Source organism: Shewanella sp. Isolate8 (assembly GCF_022398495.1).
Lineage (GTDB): Bacteria > Pseudomonadota > Gammaproteobacteria > Enterobacterales > Shewanellaceae > Shewanella > Shewanella aquimarina.
On record NZ_JAKEVI010000001.1, the window covers coordinates 1,977,988 to 1,998,088 of the forward strand.

A 20,101-nucleotide genomic window follows, 5' to 3' on the forward strand; every position below is an offset into this window, starting at 1 on the left:
AATTGATAAAATAAAACCTGATATACAGTCGGTTACACTTTTTGCGCGCTCAACTGATTGGCACTGTCGACCCTGCGCCAGCAGAGCCAGAGCATGGTCAGGCTGGTCAGTAACCAGACGCCTACCCAGATCCAGGCCGGGATCCAGGTCTGCTCGGCCAACATGGCGGCATCTCCTCGTCCCGGCATGCCCAGCAACACGGTCGGGCTAGCGAGCGCGTTTAACATCACCATCAGCGCCATCACCCGCAGGGCAAAGGTGAGCAGCGGGCTGTGACTAAGTTTTAACGGCAGCAGAAACAGCAGGGCCAGCATCAACAAGATGGCGACCGTCAAGAGATCCCGCCCCCAGAGTACGATACTTGCCAACACCACCAATCCTAGACAACTAAAACTGACGCGGATCCCCTTGGCCCAGGTAGCCAGATGAAAGATCAGCAATCCCCAGAGCGCCGCGCCAAAATAACCAGCAAAGCCGATCAGCACGGGCCAGCCCCCTTGGCTGACACACAGGCCAGCGCCGTTGGGATAAAGTTCGATATGACTGACTATGCCGCCGCTAAACAGGGTCGCCAGGGCGTGAGATACCTCGTGAAAATAACTCTCAAGCCACTTGAAGGGCACGCTCAGATAGGGAATGCGTGTCAGGGCCAGCGCCAGCAATAGCTCTACCATGAAGAGGCTGCGAGTCGGCATACCGGCGCGAGAAGAGGGGGAATCGATAGAAAAAGCCATACTGGAGAACCCGTCCTTTAGGTTGTTGATGCCTTAAGAGCCGGCGCTTTAGACACGCTGGCGCTACGCCGAAACATCTTCCCTTATTGAAGACTAAACATGAACCTAGCTAAACATGAACCTAGACATAGGTGTCTATGCCCACCATCTGGGAGATGGCATCGCGCTGAGCGGCATGTTGATGCAGCAGATATTGACCTATGGCGCCGCGGCTGTTGCCGGTCTGTTGATCGTACTCGAGCTTGGCGTTGAGTCTGTCTTCGAGCGAACTCATATTCTGCTCGGCGACCTGTGTGGAGATCGATGCGCTGGCATCAAGCTCAGCCCGCCCTGCTGCGGCAGGCCCAACGGGCGTCACATCGGTGACGTTGGCTTGCAGCGCTTGCTGGGGCGCGATGGCATCGCTAATCGCCGATGCGCTCGAAGAGAGTCCAGGCATCAGGTTAGATGACGAAACTTGCATCAAAGTGATTCCCCCTTCTCTCCTGACAGTCTGGTTACGGGATTATGCTTCAAGCCTACACTAAATTACTCGCGACCGGGCAGTTTTTTCCAGGTCACGGTATCGCGCAGATAGACAGGCTGTAACTGATCGACCTCGGTCGCCAGACCCGCCTTCACCGCCGCCTCGGCCAGCGGCAGCATAAAGCGTGCGAGTGGGAACTTAGCCTCTTCAACCAGGCTCATCTGCTCGGTCAATAGCGCCGGATAGGCATCGAAGCCTGTGCCACAGGCGGCAAGCGGCGTGTCAAAAGCCAGCTGGCTCGACAACTCCTCTGGCGCGCAGACTCGCTCTTCCCCAACCAGGCTGGCTAGGCCATCGACGGCGCGATACTCCCCCCAGTAGATCTCACCCATGCGGGCATCGATGGCGGTGGCGACCTGCGCGGCTCCCTTGAGCGTTATGGCGGCCTGCGCCATGGCGGCAAGGGTTGAGATCCCCACCACGGGCAGATCTTGCCCTAAGGCCAGCCCTTGTGTCATCGAGGTACAGATACGAATGCCGGTGAAACTGCCAGGGCCACGGCCATAGGCGATCACGCCTACCTGACTGAGGGAGATCCCCGCCTCTTGCAACACCTCTTGTACCATGGGCAGCAAGCGCTGACTGTGTTCCCGCGGCGCATCGGCCTCACGGGCAAACACCTGTCCCTGATATTGCAGGGCAACCGAACAGAACTCGGTGCAGGTATCGAGCGCAAGTAAACTTAAAGGGGCAGAGAAATCTTTATTTTCCGGCATGTAAAACGAACCAAATCTGTTGCGATACCATGGCGCTGCGCTGCTTATTCAACGGCGCTCGCCCCTCATCGCCAAAACCATAAGATGAATGGCGCCGATTATAACGTAAAAGCCGCCCAGGTATAGCCCTAATTCCGCCAGGTAGAATCCGGGAACCTCGGCAAAACAGGCCGTGTTAAGCTCACTGCACCTCACAAAATGATGATTGATAGACGTCCAGGCTTTCTTCCTCTTTGATGTAAATATCGATTTTCAGCCGAGGATAAACCCGATAACATAAGACGCTAAATTAGGTCGATAAATTAGAGCGATAGCAAGATGCGCGTTAAGCATGGCCACACTAAGCTAGTCGCATGAGACTAGCCAAATTAGCCTGGCCACATTAGTCTCGCAACAATTAGCCTGGCTGCTATCGACGTGACCGCTTTAGGCATAAAAGCCAAAGGTAGTGTTCGCCGACAGAATGTCGATAAGCCTTCTCTTACTCGAGGGTATAGCTGTGCAGAGTCAAACCATAGCCCTGACTGCGAGTCAGTCACATTCACAGGCCATCATCATGGCTCTGGGCTCGGCCGTCTTGATGGGCACTATAGGCGCCCTTGCCCGCACCGCCAACCTCGATGCCAGCATCATCACCTTCTATCGCCTGCTGATAGGCGCCGCCTGCCTCATCACCTACATGCTGCTCACGGGCAAAACGCAGCAGATATTACATCGCCCCAGTAAGCTGCACCTGGTTAACGGTGCCATGCTGGCCGGTTTCATGGTGTTCTATGTACAAGCCATCGGCTACATCAACATGGCCAACGCCGTCATGGTGATCTACCTCGCCCCCCTGGTCAGCGCGGTAGGCGCCCACTTTTTGTTTCAAGAGCGGCTCAAGCGCCAGGATCTGCTCGCCATCGGCATCGCCCTTGTCGGGGTGGTCGCCATCTTACCCAGCCTAGAGAGCCTCACGGGCAGTACGGCCGAACTCAAGGGCTATGGTTTTGCCCTGCTGGCCCTGGCAAGTTACAGCGGCTTCATGTTGATCAATCGCCGGCCCGCCAGTGCCAGCCCCTATCAGAGCACACTGATCCAGTTGAGTTTCGGCGCCCTCTGCCTGCTTCCCTTTGCCATTCATCAAGCCGTGATACCGAGCTTAACCCAATGGTTCTGGTTGGCGCTCATCGGCGTATTTCCTGGATTTCTGGCCATCTTATTAGCGGTTAAGGCGCTCAGGGTGTTGCCCGCGGCGACCTTCGGCACCTTGGCCTATATCGAACCTGTGACCGTGGTGATCATCGGCTGGAGCCTGTTTGCCGAGCACCTCACCCCGAGTCAGTTAATGGGCTGTAGCCTGATCATCTGTGCCGGACTGATACAGACGCGCAAGCGGCGCCGGGGAATGATACAGACACGCAAGCTACTCCGGGCCCCCAATAGAAGGAGTTGTCAATGAGTGCAAAGATCCCAAGAATCGTCATTGTGGGCGGCGGTGCCGGCGGACTAGGCCTGGCCACCCAACTGGGACACAAGTTAGGCAAGAAACAGCAAGCCGAGATCCTGCTGATAGACAAGAACCGCACTCATATCTGGAAGCCCTTGCTACACGAGGTGGCCACTGGCTCCCTCGATGCCGATCTCGACGGCGTGGTCTACTCGGCCCACGCGGTGAAACACGGTTATCAGTTTCAGCTGGGCGAACTTACCGGGCTGGATCTTAAGGGCAAACGACTGCAGCTTGGCGCCATCAGCAACGATAAGGGCGAGGCCCTGCTGCCGGCCAGGGAACTCGAATATGACACCTTAGTGCTGGCCGTTGGTAGCGTCAGTAACGACTTTGGCACGCCAGGGGTGAAGGAACACTGCTTCTTCCTCGACTCTCACCATCAGGCGAACCGTTTTCATAACGCCCTGCTCGACAGCTTCACCCGCATGCATCAATCCGACGAACAGCAAAAGCTCAACATCGCCATCGTCGGCGGCGGTGCGACCGGTGTAGAGCTCTCGGCCGAGCTGTATCATGTGACCGATCTGCTCAAGAGCTATGGCCTAAGCAAGATGACCGCCGACAGACTGGCGATCACCCTCATTGAGGCGGGCCCAAGAATTCTACCCGCCCTGCCCGAGCGCATCGCCGCCTCGGCCACCCGCGAACTGACCAAGCTCGGCGTATCCGTACGGCAAAATACCCGCATCGAAGAGGCCAGTTCCAAGGGCTTTGTCACGGCGGAAAATGAGCTGATCGCCGCCAATCTGATGTTGTGGGCCGCCGGCGTCAAGGCGCCGGACTTTATCAAGCAAATTGAGGGACTTAATTTAAATCGTGCCAACCAGATTTTGGTACGTCCCACCTTGCAGGCCCAGGGCCATGACGATCTCTATGTGATTGGCGATTGCTGCGCCTGCGAGCAGCCAGACGGCAGTTTCGTGCCGCCAAGGGCGCAGTCGGCGCACCAGATGGCTCAGTGTGTCGAGCGCAACATTCTCAATGATCTCAAGGGACTCAGCCTAACCGAATATGAATATGTGGACCATGGCTCACTGGTGAATCTGTCGCGCTTTAGCACCGTTGGCAGCCTGATGGGCAACCTCACCAAAGACAGCATGTTTGTCGAGGGTAAGATCGCCCGCTTCATGTATATCTCCCTCTATCGCATGCACCAGAAGGCGATTCATGGCGTCGCCAAGACCTTCGCCCTCTGGTTGGTAGAGAAGATGATGCGGGTGGTGCGCCCGCGGATGAAGCTGCACTAGCAGCTTAAACCCGGGACGGTTAGGCTCGCCTTGGCTGTCCCTAGTCGATCTGTTGCAGGAAGCTCACCGCCCTGTCGAGATCCCGGGTGCGGTGCATAGGCGGCAAGGAGTTGATAAACGCCTGGCCATAGGGACGATTGACGATACGGTTGTCGCACAGGATCAACACCCCTCTGTCTTTCTCGTCACGAATAAGCCGCCCTACGCCCTGGTTGAGAGAGATCACCGCCTGGGGCAAGGAGAGTTCCATGAAGGGCTCTTTTCCCTCACGCTGCACCCCGTCGGCCCGGGCCTTGTAGAGGTTATCGTCCGGTGAGACGAAGGGGAGCTTATCGATAATCACGCAGCTCAGCAGCTTACCGCGCACATCCACCCCCTCCCAGAAGGCGCCCGTGCCCAGCAATACGGCATTGCCCAGCTGTCGATATTTCTTAAGCAAAGTTTGCTTGCCCGCCTGGCCCTGCACCAAGAGTGGATAGTCGACCCGGCCCTGCAGCATAACCGCCACCAGGTTGAGCATGCGATGGCTGGTAAACAGCATGAAGGTGCGCCCCTTGGCGGCATTAATGGCCTTTATGGCTATTTCCACCAGCTGCTTGGCGGCACGCTCCTGGCTGGCCACCGCCGCCAGATGGCGCGGCACACAAAACAGCGACTGGCGGGCATAGTCGAAGGGACTGTCCAAAATGGTGGTGTTCGTGTTGGTGTGAGTGCTGCTGTTAGTGCCGCGGTTGGTATTAGCACTGGTCTTATCCAACCCCAGCGCCTTGGTAAACAGCGACAGATCTCGGTTGATCTGCAGGGTAGCCGAGGTAAAGATCCAGCTGACATCAGGACTGAACAACGACTGACACTCTTTGGCCACCTTGATGGGGGCGATTCGCAGCGTCAGGTGCTGATAACCATATTCGATGCTATAGGCACTGTCTGGGTTATCACATTGAATAAAAACGGTTAATTTGCTGAGCAGCGCATCAAACTTTTCGACCCCATCGTCAAAGGCTTCATTGCGACCAAGGTAACCCAGCAACATGGTGCGATAGGCGGTCAGCTCGGAGACCAGCGACCAGGCCGCCTCCATCAGGGCCTTATCGCCAAGCAGGCGGCGCCAGTCACGCTCCTCGCTGGCAAACAACAGCCCCTGCCAGTGTAGCAGCTGGGTGTGGCAGCGAGCGGTCATAGCGCCAATCTGCGGCGAGTCGGCCATCTGGGTGCGATAGAGTTCGTTAAAACGCTCAAGCAGGCGAACAAGACTCTTGAAGCTAAGCTGCTGACCGAAATAGGTCACGGCAATATCGGGCAACAAGTGCGCCTCATCGAATATCACCACGTCGCTATCGGGCAGCAGTTCGGCAAAGCCCGTCTCCTTCAGGATGCGATCGGCGAAGAACAGATGATGGTTCACCACTATGATCTTGGCGTCCAGCGCCTTGGCGCGGGCCTTACGGGTGAAACAGGCCTCATAATGCTCACAGCCCTTGCCGATACAGGACTCTTTACTGCTCACCACCAGGGGAATGGCGGGCGACGTCTCAGGGACGGAGTAGAGGCTGCCGATATCACCATCCACCGTCTGGCTGGCCCACTGATCGATACGCAGCAGATCGTCTAAGATCTTGCCGTCGGTCACCTCGACGCCGCTGAGTTGCTTCGCCATCAGGTGCTGACACAGGTAGTTACTGCGCCCCTTGAGCAAGGCGACCTTGGGCCTTATGCCGAGAATATTGAGTAGCGCAGGTAAGTCTTTGAAAAATAGCTGCTCTTGCAGGTTTTTACTGCCGGTACTGACGATGATCTGCTTGCCGCTTAGCAGCGCCGGTACCAGATAGGCATAGGTCTTGCCTACGCCCGTGCCCGCCTCGACCACTAGGTTATCGCCCTTTTGCAGCGTCTCGCTGACTCGAGTGGCCATCGTCTGCTGCTGAACGCGACAGCTATAGCCCTTGATATGACGGCTTAAGCTGCCATCGGGGGCAAATACCTGTTGTACATCCTGAGTCAGTCGTTTGTTCAATGAATGGCTGATGGTTAATCGTTGATGTTTAAAATGACATCCTGGCATTATGCGGATTTTCTTAGCCAGCACAAGGGACTTGAACCATCGGCTAGCCGCTGCCCTAAATGAACCAAACGCTGCCGCTTACGGCTTAGACTAAGATCAAGACTCAGATTGAAACTCAGATTGAATTAAGAGTGCTCAACAAAGCATCAAGTTGAAGAATTTTCACCCCGCTTAAATTAGCGCTTGCATACTCATGCAAACTTGATTAGTTTAAATACAACTCAGGGCGAACTGACGCCCCAAATTACGCACTGCGAGAGAAGACAGAACATGACACAGCGTTTGAATACTATCCATCATCACCATCATATGCGGTAGCCTTCGGATGCTTACTGCCGGAGGACTATTTCCTTCTGGCGGTTGATTCAAAAGCGATCTAAAACCCCTGGAAGGAATTCCGGGGGTTTTTAGTTTCTAGCTTAAGATTTTGTTTTAAAACGATTTAAACAAGTTTACTGAATCAACAAATGAGGAATCATCCTATGTCAGAGTCAAATCGATTACGCATCGCCATTCAAAAGTCCGGCCGCCTGTCTAAAGAATCACAGAAGCTACTCAAGAGCTGCGGCGTTAAGTTTAACGTCAACGAACAGCGCCTCATCGCCCACTCTGACAACATGCCCATCGACCTCTTGCGAGTACGCGATGACGATATTCCCGGTCTGGTGATGGATGGCGTGGTTGATCTTGGCATCATAGGCGAGAACGTCCTCGAAGAGGAGCAAATAGAGCGCCAAACTATGGGTAAGCCAAGCGATTGCATCAAGCTGCGCCAGCTCGACTTTGGTGCCTGTCGCCTATCGCTGGCGGTACCGACCGAGTTTGCCTACCAAGATGCCGCCTCACTAGAAGGCCTCCGCATTGCCACCTCCTACCCTAACCTGCTGCGCCGCTACATGCAGGAGAAGGGCATCAACTACCGCGACTGTATGCTTAAGGGCTCGGTGGAGGTTGCTCCCCGTGCAGGACTGGCCGATGGCATCTGCGATCTGGTCTCTACCGGTGCGACCCTGGAAGCCAACGGCCTGTATGAGACAGAGGTTATCTACCGCTCCATGGCCTGCATCATCCAATCCACCCAGGAGCAGAGTGAGACCAAGCAGGCACTGATCAACAAGATCCTCTCTCGCATCAACGGGGTGGTGCGAGCCAAGGAGAGTAAGTATATCCTGCTACACGCCCCCACCGAGACGCTGGATCAGATAGTCGCCCTGCTCCCTGGCGCCGAGAACCCTACCGTACTGCCGCTGAACGATGACACCAATCGTGTGGCCATCCACGCCGTCAGCAGCGAAGATCTCTTCTGGGATACCATGGAGGCCCTGACTCAGCTCGGCGCCAGCTCCATCCTGGTGATGCCAATCGAAAAGATGATGGGATAACGCCATGACCACAAGCACCATCACAGCCACACAGATGCAGCGCCTCGACTGGCAGGCGCTAGATGACCAGGCCAGATGCCAGGCCCTGTCACGCTCGCCGCTGATTGGCGATGCCAATCTTGAGCAGCAGGTCAAAGATATTATCGACACAGTCGCCAGCCAGGGCGACGCCGCGCTAAGAGCCTTCTCTCGTCGGTTCGACAGGGTGGAGCTCGACGCCCTGCGCCTGAGTGACGAGGCCATCGAGGCTGCCAGCGCGCGAGTCGATGACCAGATCAAGGCCGCCATCGAGCAGGCCAAGGCCAACATAGAGACCTTTCACCAGGCGCAGGCCTTTAAGGGAATTGATCTTGAGACCCAAGCCGGGGTGCGCTGCGAACTACGCAGCGAGCCCATCGAAAAGGTCGGCCTCTATATTCCTGGCGGCAGCGCGCCGCTGATCTCCACTGTGCTCATGCTGGCGCTGCCGGCTAAGATCGCCGGTTGTCAGCAGCGAGTGTTGGTCAGTCCCCCGCCCATTAATGATGCCATCGTCTACGCCGCCAAGGTTTGTGGCATCACGGATATCTATCAGGTCGGTGGTGCTCAGGCGATCGCGGCCTTAGCGCTGGGGACAGAATCTGTGCCAGCGGTTGACAAGATCTTCGGCCCCGGCAATCGCTATGTCACCGATGCCAAGCGCCTGGTGGCACAGGATAGCCGCTGCGTGGTCAGCATAGACATGCCCGCCGGCCCTTCTGAGGTATTGGTGATCGCAGATGGCGACGCCAACCCCGACTTCATCGCCGCCGATCTGCTGTCGCAGGCGGAGCACGGCCCAGATTCTCAGGTGATGCTGGTGACAGATAGCCAGACACTGGCCGACGCCGTTAATTTAAGCCTTGGCGAGCAACTGGCCAGGCTACCCAGGGCCGAGATAGCCACTCAGGCCCTCAGCGCCAGTCGCACCCTGATGGTCGCCGATATGGCCCAGGCCGCCGAGGTCTCTAATCGTTATGGCCCAGAGCACCTGATCATTCAGACCCGCGCCCCCCGTGAAGTGCTGAGCAAAATCCGCGCCGCTGGCTCGGTATTTCTCGGCGCCTATACCCCGGAGTCGGTAGGCGATTACGCCAGCGGCACCAACCACGTGCTGCCCACCTATGGCTATAGCCGCGCCGTCTCCAGTTTGTCCCTGGCAGACTTTAGTCGCCGCTTTACCGTGCAGGAACTCAGCGCAGAAGGGCTGCGGGGACTGGGCGATTGTGTCATGACCCTGGCCAGCGCCGAGCTGCTGGACGCCCACAAAAATGCCGTCGCCGTGCGACTTGCCACGCTAACGGGCGAGGAGAAATAAGATGAGTGTAGAAGCCAAGATGAGTGTTAACACGACATCGCTCGCCGAGCGTCTCGCCCGGCCCGAACTCTTATCCCTCGAGCCCTATCAGTCGGCGCGCCGTATCGGCGGTGAGGGACAAATTTGGATAAATGCCAACGAGTCACCCTTTAATAACAGCGAGTTAGAAGGGTTAAACCGCTACCCCGAGTGTCAGCCGCCCGAGCTTATCCAGCGCTATGCCGACTATGCAGGGCTGTCGAGCCGACAGGTACTCACCAGTCGCGGCGCCGATGAGGCCATAGAGCTGCTTATCCGCACCTTCTGCATCCCGGGCCGAGACAGCATCGCCTGCTTCGGCCCCACCTATGGCATGTATGCCATCAGCGCGCAGACCTTTAATATCGATGTCAACGCCCTGCGCCTAGATGCAACCTATCAGCTGCCCCAGGATCTGCCGAGCCTGGTCGGCGATGCCAAGCTGGTGTTTATCTGCAACCCCAACAACCCGACCGGCACTGTGATTGAGCCCGATGCCATAGAGGCGGTGATCCGCAGCCTGCCAGATACCTTGGTAGTGGTGGATGAAGCCTATATCGAGTTTTGCCCAGACTACAGCGTGGCAAGCCTACTAGATAAGTACGACAACCTGGTGGTGCTGCGCACCCTGTCCAAGGCCTTCGCCCTGGCAGGTGCCCGCTGCGGCTTCATGCTGGCAAACCCTGAGGTCATTGAGATGGTGATGCGGGTGATCGCCCCCTATCCAGTGCCGCTGCCGGTAGCCAAGCTGGCAATCGAAGCCTTAAGCGCCGAGGGAATTGAGCAAATGCTGACCCAGGTCGACACCCTTAAAGCCAACGGTGAAAGGCTCGCAGCGGCATTAACGGCTGCAGGCGCCAGGGTGCTGCCCGCCTTTGGCAACTTCGTGCTGGCCTATTTTGATCAGGCAAATGAGATAAGCGTCGGTGAGATGCAGGCGCGTCTCAAACAGGCGGGTGTGGTTGCCCGGGCTTATAAAGACCCGGTGCTTGCCGATGCCATACGTTTCAGCTTTACCAGTGATGAGCAGACAGATGCCCTACTCGCGCTGCTCAGCCAAAGAGCCTAACCAGGCACACGACTCAATTAAAACAAAATTCAAGATAGAAGCAGATTTAAGGTAGAAGCATGATGAAACAGAAAATCCTCTTTATCGACCGTGATGGCACACTAATCGAAGAACCCGTCACCGACAAGCAGGTCGACAGTCTGGCTAAGCTGGTATTTGAGCCTCAGGTGATCCCGGCGCTGCTCAAGCTGCAGAGCGCGGGCTATCGCCTTGTGATGGTCAGCAACCAAGATGGCCTGGGCACCCCCTCCTTCCCCAAGGATGACTTCGATGCGCCGCAAGATATGATGATGCAGATCTTCAACAGCCAGGGCGTCAAGTTTGATGAGGTGCTTATCTGCCCTCACTTTGACGATGAAAACTGTAGCTGCCGCAAGCCTAAACTCGGCCTGGTTAAGGCCTATCTCACCGAGGGGCGGGTGGACTTTACCCAATCGGCGGTGATTGGCGACAGAGAAACCGATCTAGGCCTGGCCGACGCCATGGGCATTAAGGGGATACAGTACAATCGCGATAGCATGAACTGGGACGCCATCGCCGAGCAGCTCCTTGGCGGCAATCGCGTGGCGACCGTGGTGCGCACTACCAAGGAAACCGATATCAAGGTCACAGTCGATCTCGACAGTGAGCTAAAGAGCAGTATCGATACCGGCATAGGTTTCTTCGACCACATGCTGGACCAAATCGCCACCCACGGCAATTTCAGGCTGGACGTCAGCGTCGATGGCGATCTTGAAATCGACGATCACCACAGTGTGGAAGACACGGCGCTGGCCATAGGCGATGCACTCAGACAAGCCCTAGGGGATAAACGCGGCATCGCCCGTTTCGGCTTTAGCATCCCCATGGATGAAGCCAGCGCCAGCTGCCTGCTGGACCTGTCCGGTCGCCCCTTCATCAAGTTTGAGGGGCAGTTCGAGCGCGAGATGGTGGGCGAGATGGCCACCGAGATGGTGCCGCACTTCTTCCGCTCTCTGGCCGATGGCCTGCGCTGTACGCTGCACCTCTCCACTCAGGGGGACAACGATCACCACAAGGTCGAGAGCCTGTTTAAGGTCTTTGGCCGTACCCTGCGCCAGGCGGTAAAGGTCGAAGGCGACGCCTTGCCATCGAGCAAGGGGGTGCTATGACAAGCCAGGAAACTAAGGCTAGCAACGGCTCCACTATCATCATAGATACCGGCTGCGCCAACTTAAGCTCGGTGCGCTACGCCTTCGAGCGTATCGGCGCCGATGTGGAGGTGAGCGACGATATCGCCAAGATCAAGGCCGCCACCCGCGTGGTATTGCCGGGCGTCGGTACCGCCAAGGCCGCCATGCAGGCACTTAAGGATAAAGCCCTTATCGACACCATATGTGGCCTGACCCAGCCAGTGCTCGGCGTCTGCCTCGGCATGCAGATGCTGACCAAGGCCTCACAGGAGCGCGGTGGCTTAAGTTACGGGAATAGTAACGAGAATACTAGCCAAGACTGTGAGTGCCTCGGGCTGATCGACACCAATATCGAGCAGCTCGATTCAAAGGGTCTGCCCCTGCCTCACATGGGCTGGAATCAGATAAGCCCAAGCCAGCACCCGCTGTTTGCCGGCGTTGCCGAGGGGAGCTACGTCTACTTCGTTCACAGCTACCGCGCGCCACTTGGGGACTTCACCATCGCCAAGAGTGAATATGGCGAGGGCTTTAGCGCCGCCATCGCCAAAGACAACTTTATGGGCGTGCAGTTTCATCCCGAAAAGAGCGCTGGCGTGGGCTCCACTATCTTGAAAAACTTTATGAGAATGACTAGCGAAAGCTTTGACAAGGAGAACGCCCTATGATCATCCCAGCAATCGATCTCATCGAGGGACAGGTGGTGCGTCTCTACCAGGGCGATTACGCTCAGCAGACCACCTTTGAACTCAGCCCACTGGCGCAGCTGCAGCGCTATCAGGCTCAGGGCGCGACCTGGCTGCATATCGTCGATCTGACCGGCGCCAAAGACCCTGACAGAAGGCAGACCCGGCTCATCGGCGAGTTGGTCGACAACCTCGATGCCAACATACAGATCGGCGGCGGCATTCGCAGCGAATCCCAGGTCAAAGAGCTGTTAGCACTCGGCGTCAAGCGGGTGGTAATAGGCTCTCTCGCGGTCAAGCAGCCAGAGTTGGTACAGGGCTGGCTCAAGACCTATGGCAGCGACGCCATCTGCCTGGCGCTGGATGTCAACATCAACCAGGCGAGCGAGAAGATAGTCGCCGTCTCTGGCTGGCAGAGCGGCGGTGGCAAGACACTGGAATCTCTGGTCGCCACCTTCGCCCCCTATGGCCTTAAACACGCGCTGGTGACAGACATCAGCCGTGACGGCACCCTGCAAGGCAGTAATACGGCGCTTTATCAAGAAATTGCCGAGCGCTACCCAGAGATCCAGTGGCAGGCCTCGGGCGGCATCGCCACCCTAGATGATGTTGCCGCCGTGCGTGACAGCGGCGCCAGCGGCATCATCATAGGTAAGGCACTGCTCATCAATAACTTTAACGTAGAGGAGGCGATCGCATGCTGGCCAAACGCATAGTGCCCTGCCTGGATGTCAGAGACGGCAAGGTCGTCAAGGGCGTGCAATTTCGTAACCATGAGATCGTCGGCGACATAGTCCCCCTTGCCGCACGATACGCCCTTGAGGGCGCCGACGAGCTGGTGTTTTATGACATCACCGCCAGTGCCCACGACAGAGTGGTCGATAAGAGTTGGGTCAGCCGAGTCGCAGAGCAGATAGACATCCCCTTCTGCGTCGCCGGCGGCATCAAGAGTATCGAACAGGCACGTGAGAAGCTGGCCTTCGGCGCCGATAAGATCTCCATCAACTCTCCGGCGCTGAGCGATCCTAGCCTTATCGATCGCCTGCAGGATGAATTTGGCCGCCAGTGCATAGTGATCGGCATAGACTCCTACTATGACGCAGATACCGACAGCTACAAGGTGAAGCAGTTTACCGGCGACGAGGCGGCGACCAAAGATACCCAGTGGTATACCCAGGACTGGGTGGAAGAGGTGCAAAAGCGCGGCTGCGGCGAGATAGTGCTTAATGTGATGAACCAGGATGGCGTCCGCCAGGGATATGACATCAAACAGCTTGCCATGGTGCGCGCCATCTGCGACGTGCCGCTTATCGCCTCGGGCGGTGCCGGCACCATGGCGCACTTTCTTGAGGTGTTTGCACAGGCCGGCGTCGATGCCGCCCTGGCCGCCAGCGTGTTTCACAAAGGCATTATCGACATTCAGGCATTGAAGAGTTACCTGCGCGATAACGACATACAGATGCGGCTGTAATCGCCCTTAATCTGCCCAAGGAATAAAGATGAAAAACCTAGAAGATTTCAATAATTTGGACTGGGAAAAACAGCAAGGCCTGCTACCTGCCGTGGTACAAAACCACCTCACGGGTAAGGTACTGATGCTGGGGTATATGGACAAGGCCGCACTGGCTCAGACACTCACCAGCGGCAAGGTCACCTTCTTTAGTCGCAGCAAACAGCGGCTGTGGACCAAGGGTGAGACATCGGGCAATACGCTGGATCTCATCGCCATCGACAGTGACTGTGACAACGACAGCCTGCTGCTGCAGGTGATCCCCAATGGCCCCACCTGTCACCTGGAGCGGGAGAGTTGCTGGCCCGATGGCGAGGCGCACCCCTTTATCGACAATCTGGCGACCCTGATCGCCTCACGCAAGGGGCAAGACGCCAAGAGCAGCTACACGGCGCACCTGTTTGAGCGAGGCACCAAACGCATCGCCCAGAAGGTTGGTGAGGAGGGACTGGAGACTGCCCTGGCGGCCGCCACCCATGACAAGGAGGAACTGGTGAACGAAGCCTCAGATCTTATCTATCACCTGCTGGTGCTACTAGAAGATCAGGAGCTCAGTCTATCTGATATCACGGCTAACCTGCTAAAGCGCCACAGCGCAGCAGAAAAATAGACTAGGACGGTTCGGGCTGACTGGATTGACTGGCTGTATTGACTAACGGTATTAGCTGACGGTATTGGCTAACGGTAAAAGCCGATAAGCCAATACAGTCAAAACCAAAGCATTAGTAAACCTGACACCAAACTGCCTACTGGGCGCAGGACACAAGCTAAGAAGTCTGGGATATCGGCACAAGCCCTGAACACAGCCACAGCCTCTATACCCAGAGAAGGACGCGGTGCTAGCCGCGCCCTTACTACCCAAAATGCCCCTTAGTTCCATTGATAGCTAAGCACCAAGTAACTGACCTGTGCCCTGTGCCCTGTGCCTTGCTCCCTTTCATCAATTTTTGTTTTACTCTGCTTAAACCTATTTCCTCATACTAAATCCAATACCTATACCTATACCTATGCCTATGCCTATGCCTATGCCTATGCCTATGCCTATGCCTATGCCTATGCCTATGCCTATGCAGATCAAGCATGGTATCGGCTATTAGCAAGACGCAAACCCTGCACGCCTACCAGCATTTATCGCCCCTGGCCTCGTCAATATGTGTGTTTCTTAAGACCAGTGTTGCAAAATCGGCCTAAGCAACATAATATACATCCGTATACATATGAATACAGGATGTAACAAAATAGCGTTACATACACCTTTTTGTTACAGCCTTGCCAGATTAAGTGCCCCAAAGCGTGTGTTTAAACTAGAGGTATCCCTTTATGGTCAGGCGTTCTCGACACTATCCACTAGGACGTGGCACATGCCTAGCGTGCTGCCTAACCCTATCGTTATCTTTTCCGCTACAGGCCTATTCGGCAACGGGTCAGGCGCAGCTGCTGGCCGCCCCCTTTAACCAGGCATCGGCCATGTTACCTGGGCTTGAGACAAATGCCGCCCAGGGCCTTTCACCCTTGGTAAGTTATTCGCCTTCGATGGCGGGACGAAAAGACGACGGCTCGATCGCATCGAATACAGCATTGAGTCATAACAGAGGCACAGGCTTAACCTCCTCCTCATGGCTAGCCAGTCTCCACGAACTGAGACCGGCACTGACGCTTAACTATCTGTTCGCCTGCCTATTCGCCATCGTCGCGCTAGCCTATCTCATGCACCGGCTATATAAGCAGGCCGTTACATATTCGACCACACGCCTGGAACAAAAGATCGATGAGCGCACCCAGGCATTGGCGCTTGAAAACAAACGACTGCACGAGATGAGCCAGAAAGATCCGCTAACCGGCATAAAGAATCGGCATTTCATCGAAGAGGTCATCGACCAGGACGTCAACCGGGTGAAGCGCGCCTACGATGCCGCCAGAGAAATGGGGCAGGCCCCCGTCAAGGCCGATATGCTTGCCTTTATCGTCGATATAGATCATTTCAAACCCATCAACGACACCTATGGCCATCTGGTTGGCGACCATGTGCTAACTCAGGTGGCACAGCGATTGAACACCCTATTTCGCAATTATGATTATGTGGTGCGCTGGGGCGGAGAAGAGTTTCTGGTGGTGGCACGCTTTGTCGATCGTCAGCAGATAGACAAACTGGCGGAGAAAATTCGTCTGGCCATAGAAACCATGGACTTTGGTCTCGAGCATCAGGGAGCCATTCGGCTCACCGCCTCCGTTGGCGCTGCCCCCTACCCCTTTTCGGTGACGCAAGCTGACAAGATAAGCTGGGAGCAGGTAATCCACCTCGCCGACATGGCACTCTATGCAGCCAAGACGAGCTCTCGCAATACCTGGTTTAGCTACCGCGCCCAGGAGACTCAGGCCATACCGGACGAGGTACACCTGCATCCCGACAGCATAGAAAAGTTCACCAAGATCTCGAGCAGATCTTACTACCGCAAAACCGCCTAACAGGGCCAGCCATTCAGGCAGGGACGCCGCCCATACCAGCTTGCTTTATCCTCGTTTTCCCCTCGCTTTACCCTCGCTTTACCCTCATCACTCCCCGTCTCACAATTGACGTCTTCACCCACCTAGACAGTTTTTATGCCTCAGTTACAGACAAATAGATCTTTTATATACATAAACATACATTAGAATACAAAAGTGATATATAATAATCGGCAATAACTCCTTTACAGTATTGCAACACTCAGAGGACTATCGTGAAGCAAAATAACTGGATACTGATCGTCGATGACGATGCAGACCTGGCGCTCTTGGTTGCCGATTTTCTCGAAATGAACGGCTACCAGACCAAGATAGAACATAACGGCGCCAAAGCGGTCGAGTGCATCATCAATGAACAGCCAATGCTGGTGATCTTAGATGTGATGCTACCGGATATGGATGGCCTGTCCATCTGCCGTGCGGTGCGCCATGGACATCCTGGGCTGAGCGGCTGTTACAACGGCCCTATTCTGATGCTGACCGCCCTCAACAATGACATAGATGAGGTGGCCGGCCTGGAGACAGGCGCCGATGACTACCTCGCCAAACCCGTTCGCTCCCGGGTGCTATTGGCTCGCGTCAGGGCACTACTCAGACGTAAGCCCGAGCCCGTTGTCGAAGAAAAGTTCACCAAACTACCGAGCAAAAACGATGATGTTATCGCGTTTGATGGACTGGACATAGACAAGAAGTATCAAAGAGTGCAACAGCATGGCGAAGATGTTGAGCTGACCACCGCCGAATTTGAACTCCTCTGGTTACTGGCCAGCAGAGCGGGCGAGATCTGCGACCGGGATTTCATTTCCGATTATTTTGGCGACCTGGGTTATGAGAGCTCACATCGCACCATAGATCTGCGCATATCCCGCATTCGCCGTAAACTCGGTGATGACCCCAGCCACGCCAGCCGCATCAAGACTATCCACGGCAAGGGCTATCTCTTTGTCGGGGATTAATAACAGATGCGCATAAAGCCCCTCGCCCTCTGGTTGCTAGCCGTGCTGATCACCTCGACGCTGGCCGGCATTGCTGTGAGTACTCAGCCCTCCAAGGAAACGGCAGATCTGAGCCATCAGGAGCGAGATCTGCAACTCATCGCCGAGCGAGATCGGGGGGAGGTCTTAACCGCACTGGTCAAACATTACCGAGACAACGACCCACAGAAGAGTTTGCAATATGGCGAGCAGGCGCTGGCACTCTTTTCACGCTGGCCCGACGATAGCCGCAAAATTGTGGTACTGAATAACATGGCATGGGTGCATGTCTCCCTAAGCCAGTACGACAAGGCTCAGCAACGAACCGATGAAAGCAAGGGCCTCGCCAAGGCCAATCAGGACACTAACGGCCTCTACACCGCGCAGACCATGCAGGGCATCATCTACTGGCGCAAAGCCGACTATCTGACCGCACTAAAGACCTTTGAACAGGCGTTGGAGATTGCCAAACAGGAAGAAAACCATAGGGGTATCGCCAATACCACTAACTATATGGCGATCATCTACCAAACCCTGGGGCAACCCGAGAAAGCACTCTCCTACTTTTTGCGCGCCTACAACATACAGAAGGAACTGGGTGACGAGAAGAGCATTGCCGTATCACTCAACAACATCGCCAACATGTATGGAACCAGTGGTAACTACAGCCTGGCGCTGGATTACCAATTACAGTCGCGCAAGATCCGCGAGAAACTCAACGATCTTCCGGGCCTGGCGCAGATCCTAGGCAACATAGGCCTGACTTACTTTTACCTCAAAGACTATGACCAAGCGCTGGCCTATCTGCAGCGTTCCCTGGGGTATTACGAGTCTCTGGAGGATAAACAGGGCATTGCCGAGATCCACAACAACCTGGGTATGGTTCATCAGCAAAAACAACAATTCGAATCGGCCCTGCATCAATATCAGCAAGCCTTGACCATGGCCCAGGCGATCCAAGACACAGCGCTGGAGGCAAGGGTCAACATAGAACTCGCCAATGCCTACATAGCGCTGGACAATGGCGCCCTTGCCGAGCAACAGGTTACCCTAGGGCTGGAACAGGCCGATAAACTCGGCATAGTGACACTCAATGCCTACGGCCTGCTCACCCGCGCTAAGGTAGAACAGCTAAACGGCAACAGTGACCAGGCACTGGCCCTGAGTGAAGTGGCCTTGAGCCATGCGCAACAGGTACAGGATATGCTCATCGTTCGAGATATCCATGAGTTTCGCTATCGGCTCTATAAAAATTTAGCCAAGCCCCAGGAGGCATTACTGAGTCTGGAAGCCTTTAAACAGGTCAACGATGAGATGTTTAACTCAGAAAGTGACCAGAGATTGGCCTTCCTTCTCAGCCACTTCGAGGCAGAGCAACACGAGCAACAGATAAAGCTGCTACAAGCGGATCAGGCACTACAAAGAACACAGCTGGCCCAGCACAGATACCAACGTAATGTATGGCTCGCCGGCCTTACCGTGTTGTTCGTGATCATACTTCTACTGGTCAATCGCCATCATCAACGCAAGATCAACGCCTCGCTCAACCAAAACATCAAGTCACAACGTGAGTTAATTCAGGCCGTCGCCCATGAGTTTAGATCGCCCCTTGCCAGGGTGCAGTTTGCATTCGATATGCTAGAGGAAAAAGTTATCGGCGACAGAGAGCCCAGACTAAGCGAAAACATCAATACCGGCCTGAGTGAACTGGAGAATTTGATCAAAGAGGCTTTGGATTTCATACAGATAGAAAACAAATCAAGGCCACTGCATCTCTCCCAGGTCAACCTGGTTAAGGTACTCAGTGAGCAGATCGACGCCCATACCGGCCTGTACCCAGACAAAGACTTTACCCTGGAGGTCGACAGAAACCGAGAGTGGCTGGTGAGCGCCGACAGTATCCAGCTCGGCCGCGCCTTTTCCAATATCATTCGCAACGCCGCGCGCTTTGCCACCAGACAGATAGTGATCACCCTAAAACAGGAAAAGACCGCCATTGCCATTATCATAGAAGACGATGGACCAGGCATCCCACTCGAGCAAAGAGAGCGGGTCTTTGAGCCCTTTGTCAGGCTAGATCAGAGTCGATGTCGAGACTCTGGCGGTGTCGGGCTCGGCCTGGCACTCGCCAAGAAAATATGTGAGGCACATGGCGGCAGCCTAACGATCTCCTCATCCCCTCTGGGCGGTGCCAGGTTATGCCTCTCCTGCCCGCTCACCACAAAAAACCAGCAGAGCAAGTAATACTGTCGCCCTACTTTGGCTTGCCGTGCCATAGGCAGAAGGCACGGCGCCACTCATTCTTGTTACGCTCACATCTCACACTCTCATCACTCACTTCCATACCTTCTACTGCCACATCTACTACTCTCACACTCATACTCTCACACGAACTGCTACCACATCTTCAGCTCTCACTCACCTTTACTGTTTTCACTCTGAAAGCAATCATGGCTTAAGCCACTGTTTACTTTATCGTTCTGACCTTAAGCAAGCGATACCCGATCGTCATTCTGCGCCCTCCCCAAGTAGCTTAATAATTGAGTTCAACCTCATACCGGCTAGAGGCAGGTTTAAAAAATGTTCTACACTTGTTAAATAAAATTTGATCAAATGAATGTGTTTGTATATAAATGTATATATCGTGTCTGTTGTAGCCAGGGCTGAGCCAGCCAAAGAAAACAGCAGGGCGGTGA

17 protein-coding genes and 1 other annotated feature are annotated in these 20,101 nt (G+C 55.3%); of the genes, 13 read left to right on the forward strand and 4 right to left on the reverse strand.

Annotated elements, in window-relative coordinates; genetic code table 11:
• Positions 1 to 32 precede the first annotated feature (32 nt).
• The 3 genes from L1D43_RS08670 to tsaB all read right to left on the reverse strand — a co-directional run bounded on the left by L1D43_RS08670 (position 33) and on the right by tsaB (position 1,976).
• Entirely contained in the window at positions 33 to 734 is a 702-nt protein-coding gene (locus tag L1D43_RS08670) for a M50 family metallopeptidase (protein WP_239850789.1), read from the reverse strand.
• Positions 735 to 855: 121 nt separating this feature from the next.
• Positions 856 to 1,197: a hypothetical protein gene (locus tag L1D43_RS08675; RefSeq protein WP_239850790.1), complete on the reverse strand. Its 342-nt coding sequence runs from the start codon at positions 1,195 to 1,197 to the stop codon at positions 856 to 858.
• Between the two features lie 65 nt (positions 1,198 to 1,262).
• The gene (tsaB, locus tag L1D43_RS08680) at positions 1,263 to 1,976 is read right to left on the reverse strand and encodes a tRNA (adenosine(37)-N6)-threonylcarbamoyltransferase complex dimerization subunit type 1 TsaB (protein ID WP_239850791.1); all 714 of its coding nucleotides are present in this window, start codon (positions 1,974 to 1,976) and stop codon (positions 1,263 to 1,265) included.
• A 499-nt stretch (positions 1,977 to 2,475) separates the two neighbouring features.
• Here tsaB and L1D43_RS08685 point away from each other — a divergent pair, with 499 nt between their 5' ends.
• Both L1D43_RS08685 and L1D43_RS08690 read left to right on the forward strand, forming a co-directional pair.
• Positions 2,476 to 3,417: a DMT family transporter gene (locus L1D43_RS08685; RefSeq protein ID WP_239850792.1), complete on the forward strand. Its 942-nt coding sequence runs from the start codon at positions 2,476 to 2,478 to the stop codon at positions 3,415 to 3,417.
• Positions 3,414 to 4,715, forward strand: a complete 1,302-nt coding sequence (locus L1D43_RS08690) for an NAD(P)/FAD-dependent oxidoreductase (RefSeq protein ID WP_239850793.1) — start codon at positions 3,414 to 3,416, stop codon at positions 4,713 to 4,715. The genes L1D43_RS08685 and L1D43_RS08690 overlap by 4 nt, the downstream gene beginning before the upstream one ends.
• A 40-nt stretch (positions 4,716 to 4,755) precedes the next feature.
• Here L1D43_RS08690 and L1D43_RS08695 read toward each other — a convergent pair whose 3' ends face one another.
• Complete coding sequence (locus L1D43_RS08695) at positions 4,756 to 6,777, reverse strand: ATP-dependent DNA helicase (RefSeq protein ID WP_239850795.1); 2,022 nt, start codon at positions 6,775 to 6,777, stop codon at positions 4,756 to 4,758.
• Positions 6,778 to 7,070: 293 nt separating this feature from the next.
• Positions 7,071 to 7,191: a sequence feature (His leader region), on the forward strand.
• Positions 7,192 to 7,259: 68 nt separating this feature from the next.
• On the opposite strand from L1D43_RS08695, the gene hisG reads away from it, so the two are divergent.
• From hisG to L1D43_RS08750, 11 genes are all read left to right on the forward strand, one after another.
• Positions 7,260 to 8,159: an ATP phosphoribosyltransferase gene (gene hisG / locus L1D43_RS08700; RefSeq protein ID WP_239850797.1), complete on the forward strand. Its 900-nt coding sequence runs from the start codon at positions 7,260 to 7,262 to the stop codon at positions 8,157 to 8,159.
• Positions 8,160 to 8,193: 34 nt separating this feature from the next.
• Positions 8,194 to 9,495 (forward strand): histidinol dehydrogenase, encoded by a 1,302-nt coding sequence (gene hisD / locus L1D43_RS08705; RefSeq protein ID WP_239851109.1) that lies wholly within the window; start codon positions 8,194 to 8,196, stop codon positions 9,493 to 9,495.
• A gap of 1 nt (position 9,496) precedes the next feature.
• Complete coding sequence (hisC, locus tag L1D43_RS08710; RefSeq protein WP_239850799.1) at positions 9,497 to 10,582, forward strand: histidinol-phosphate transaminase; 1,086 nt, start codon at positions 9,497 to 9,499, stop codon at positions 10,580 to 10,582.
• A gap of 62 nt (positions 10,583 to 10,644) precedes the next feature.
• Positions 10,645 to 11,712 carry a bifunctional histidinol-phosphatase/imidazoleglycerol-phosphate dehydratase HisB gene (hisB, locus tag L1D43_RS08715; protein WP_239851110.1) on the forward strand — a complete coding sequence of 356 codons (1,068 nt, stop codon included), beginning with the start codon at positions 10,645 to 10,647 and terminating at the stop codon, positions 11,710 to 11,712.
• Positions 11,709 to 12,398 (forward strand): imidazole glycerol phosphate synthase subunit HisH, encoded by a 690-nt coding sequence (hisH, locus tag L1D43_RS08720; RefSeq protein ID WP_239850802.1) that lies wholly within the window; start codon positions 11,709 to 11,711, stop codon positions 12,396 to 12,398. Before hisB ends, hisH begins: the two co-directional genes overlap by 4 nt.
• Positions 12,395 to 13,132 (forward strand): 1-(5-phosphoribosyl)-5-[(5-phosphoribosylamino)methylideneamino]imidazole-4-carboxamide isomerase, encoded by a 738-nt coding sequence (gene hisA / locus L1D43_RS08725; RefSeq protein ID WP_239850803.1) that lies wholly within the window; start codon positions 12,395 to 12,397, stop codon positions 13,130 to 13,132. The genes hisH and hisA overlap by 4 nt, the downstream gene beginning before the upstream one ends.
• Complete coding sequence (hisF, locus tag L1D43_RS08730; protein WP_239850804.1) at positions 13,114 to 13,887, forward strand: imidazole glycerol phosphate synthase subunit HisF; 774 nt, start codon at positions 13,114 to 13,116, stop codon at positions 13,885 to 13,887. Before hisA ends, hisF begins: the two co-directional genes overlap by 19 nt.
• 28 nt (positions 13,888 to 13,915) lie before the next feature.
• Positions 13,916 to 14,536 carry a bifunctional phosphoribosyl-AMP cyclohydrolase/phosphoribosyl-ATP diphosphatase HisIE gene (hisIE, locus tag L1D43_RS08735; protein WP_239850805.1) on the forward strand — a complete coding sequence of 207 codons (621 nt, stop codon included), beginning with the start codon at positions 13,916 to 13,918 and terminating at the stop codon, positions 14,534 to 14,536.
• Positions 14,537 to 15,246: 710 nt separating this feature from the next.
• A complete protein-coding gene (locus L1D43_RS08740) occupies positions 15,247 to 16,392 on the forward strand; it encodes a GGDEF domain-containing protein (protein WP_239850806.1) in 1,146 nt (381 codons plus the stop codon).
• Between the two features lie 254 nt (positions 16,393 to 16,646).
• Positions 16,647 to 17,387 carry a response regulator transcription factor gene (locus tag L1D43_RS08745; protein WP_041511043.1) on the forward strand — a complete coding sequence of 247 codons (741 nt, stop codon included), beginning with the start codon at positions 16,647 to 16,649 and terminating at the stop codon, positions 17,385 to 17,387.
• A gap of 6 nt (positions 17,388 to 17,393) precedes the next feature.
• Positions 17,394 to 19,649: a tetratricopeptide repeat protein gene (locus tag L1D43_RS08750; RefSeq protein WP_239850807.1), complete on the forward strand. Its 2,256-nt coding sequence runs from the start codon at positions 17,394 to 17,396 to the stop codon at positions 19,647 to 19,649.
• The last annotated feature ends 452 nt before the right edge of the window (positions 19,650 to 20,101 follow it).

Coding starts and splice junctions, on each gene's coding strand:
- L1D43_RS08670 (WP_239850789.1), bottom strand. CDS start 734: ATGGCTTTTTCTATCGATTCCCCCTCTTCTCGCGCCGGTATGCCGACT.
- L1D43_RS08675 (WP_239850790.1), bottom strand. CDS start 1,197: ATGCAAGTTTCGTCATCTAACCTGATGCCTGGACTCTCTTCGAGCGCA.
- tsaB (WP_239850791.1), bottom strand. CDS start 1,976: ATGCCGGAAAATAAAGATTTCTCTGCCCCTTTAAGTTTACTTGCGCTC.
- L1D43_RS08690 (WP_239850793.1), top strand. CDS start 3,414: ATGAGTGCAAAGATCCCAAGAATCGTCATTGTGGGCGGCGGTGCCGGC.
- L1D43_RS08695 (WP_239850795.1), bottom strand. CDS start 6,777: ATGCCAGGATGTCATTTTAAACATCAACGATTAACCATCAGCCATTCA.
- hisG (WP_239850797.1), top strand. CDS start 7,260: ATGTCAGAGTCAAATCGATTACGCATCGCCATTCAAAAGTCCGGCCGC.
- hisD (WP_239851109.1), top strand. CDS start 8,194: ATGCAGCGCCTCGACTGGCAGGCGCTAGATGACCAGGCCAGATGCCAG.
- hisC (WP_239850799.1), top strand. CDS start 9,497: ATGAGTGTAGAAGCCAAGATGAGTGTTAACACGACATCGCTCGCCGAG.
- hisB (WP_239851110.1), top strand. CDS start 10,645: ATGAAACAGAAAATCCTCTTTATCGACCGTGATGGCACACTAATCGAA.
- hisH (WP_239850802.1), top strand. CDS start 11,709: ATGACAAGCCAGGAAACTAAGGCTAGCAACGGCTCCACTATCATCATA.
- hisA (WP_239850803.1), top strand. CDS start 12,395: ATGATCATCCCAGCAATCGATCTCATCGAGGGACAGGTGGTGCGTCTC.
- hisF (WP_239850804.1), top strand. CDS start 13,114: ATGCTGGCCAAACGCATAGTGCCCTGCCTGGATGTCAGAGACGGCAAG.
- hisIE (WP_239850805.1), top strand. CDS start 13,916: ATGAAAAACCTAGAAGATTTCAATAATTTGGACTGGGAAAAACAGCAA.
- L1D43_RS08740 (WP_239850806.1), top strand. CDS start 15,247: ATGGTCAGGCGTTCTCGACACTATCCACTAGGACGTGGCACATGCCTA.
- L1D43_RS08750 (WP_239850807.1), top strand. CDS start 17,394: ATGCGCATAAAGCCCCTCGCCCTCTGGTTGCTAGCCGTGCTGATCACC.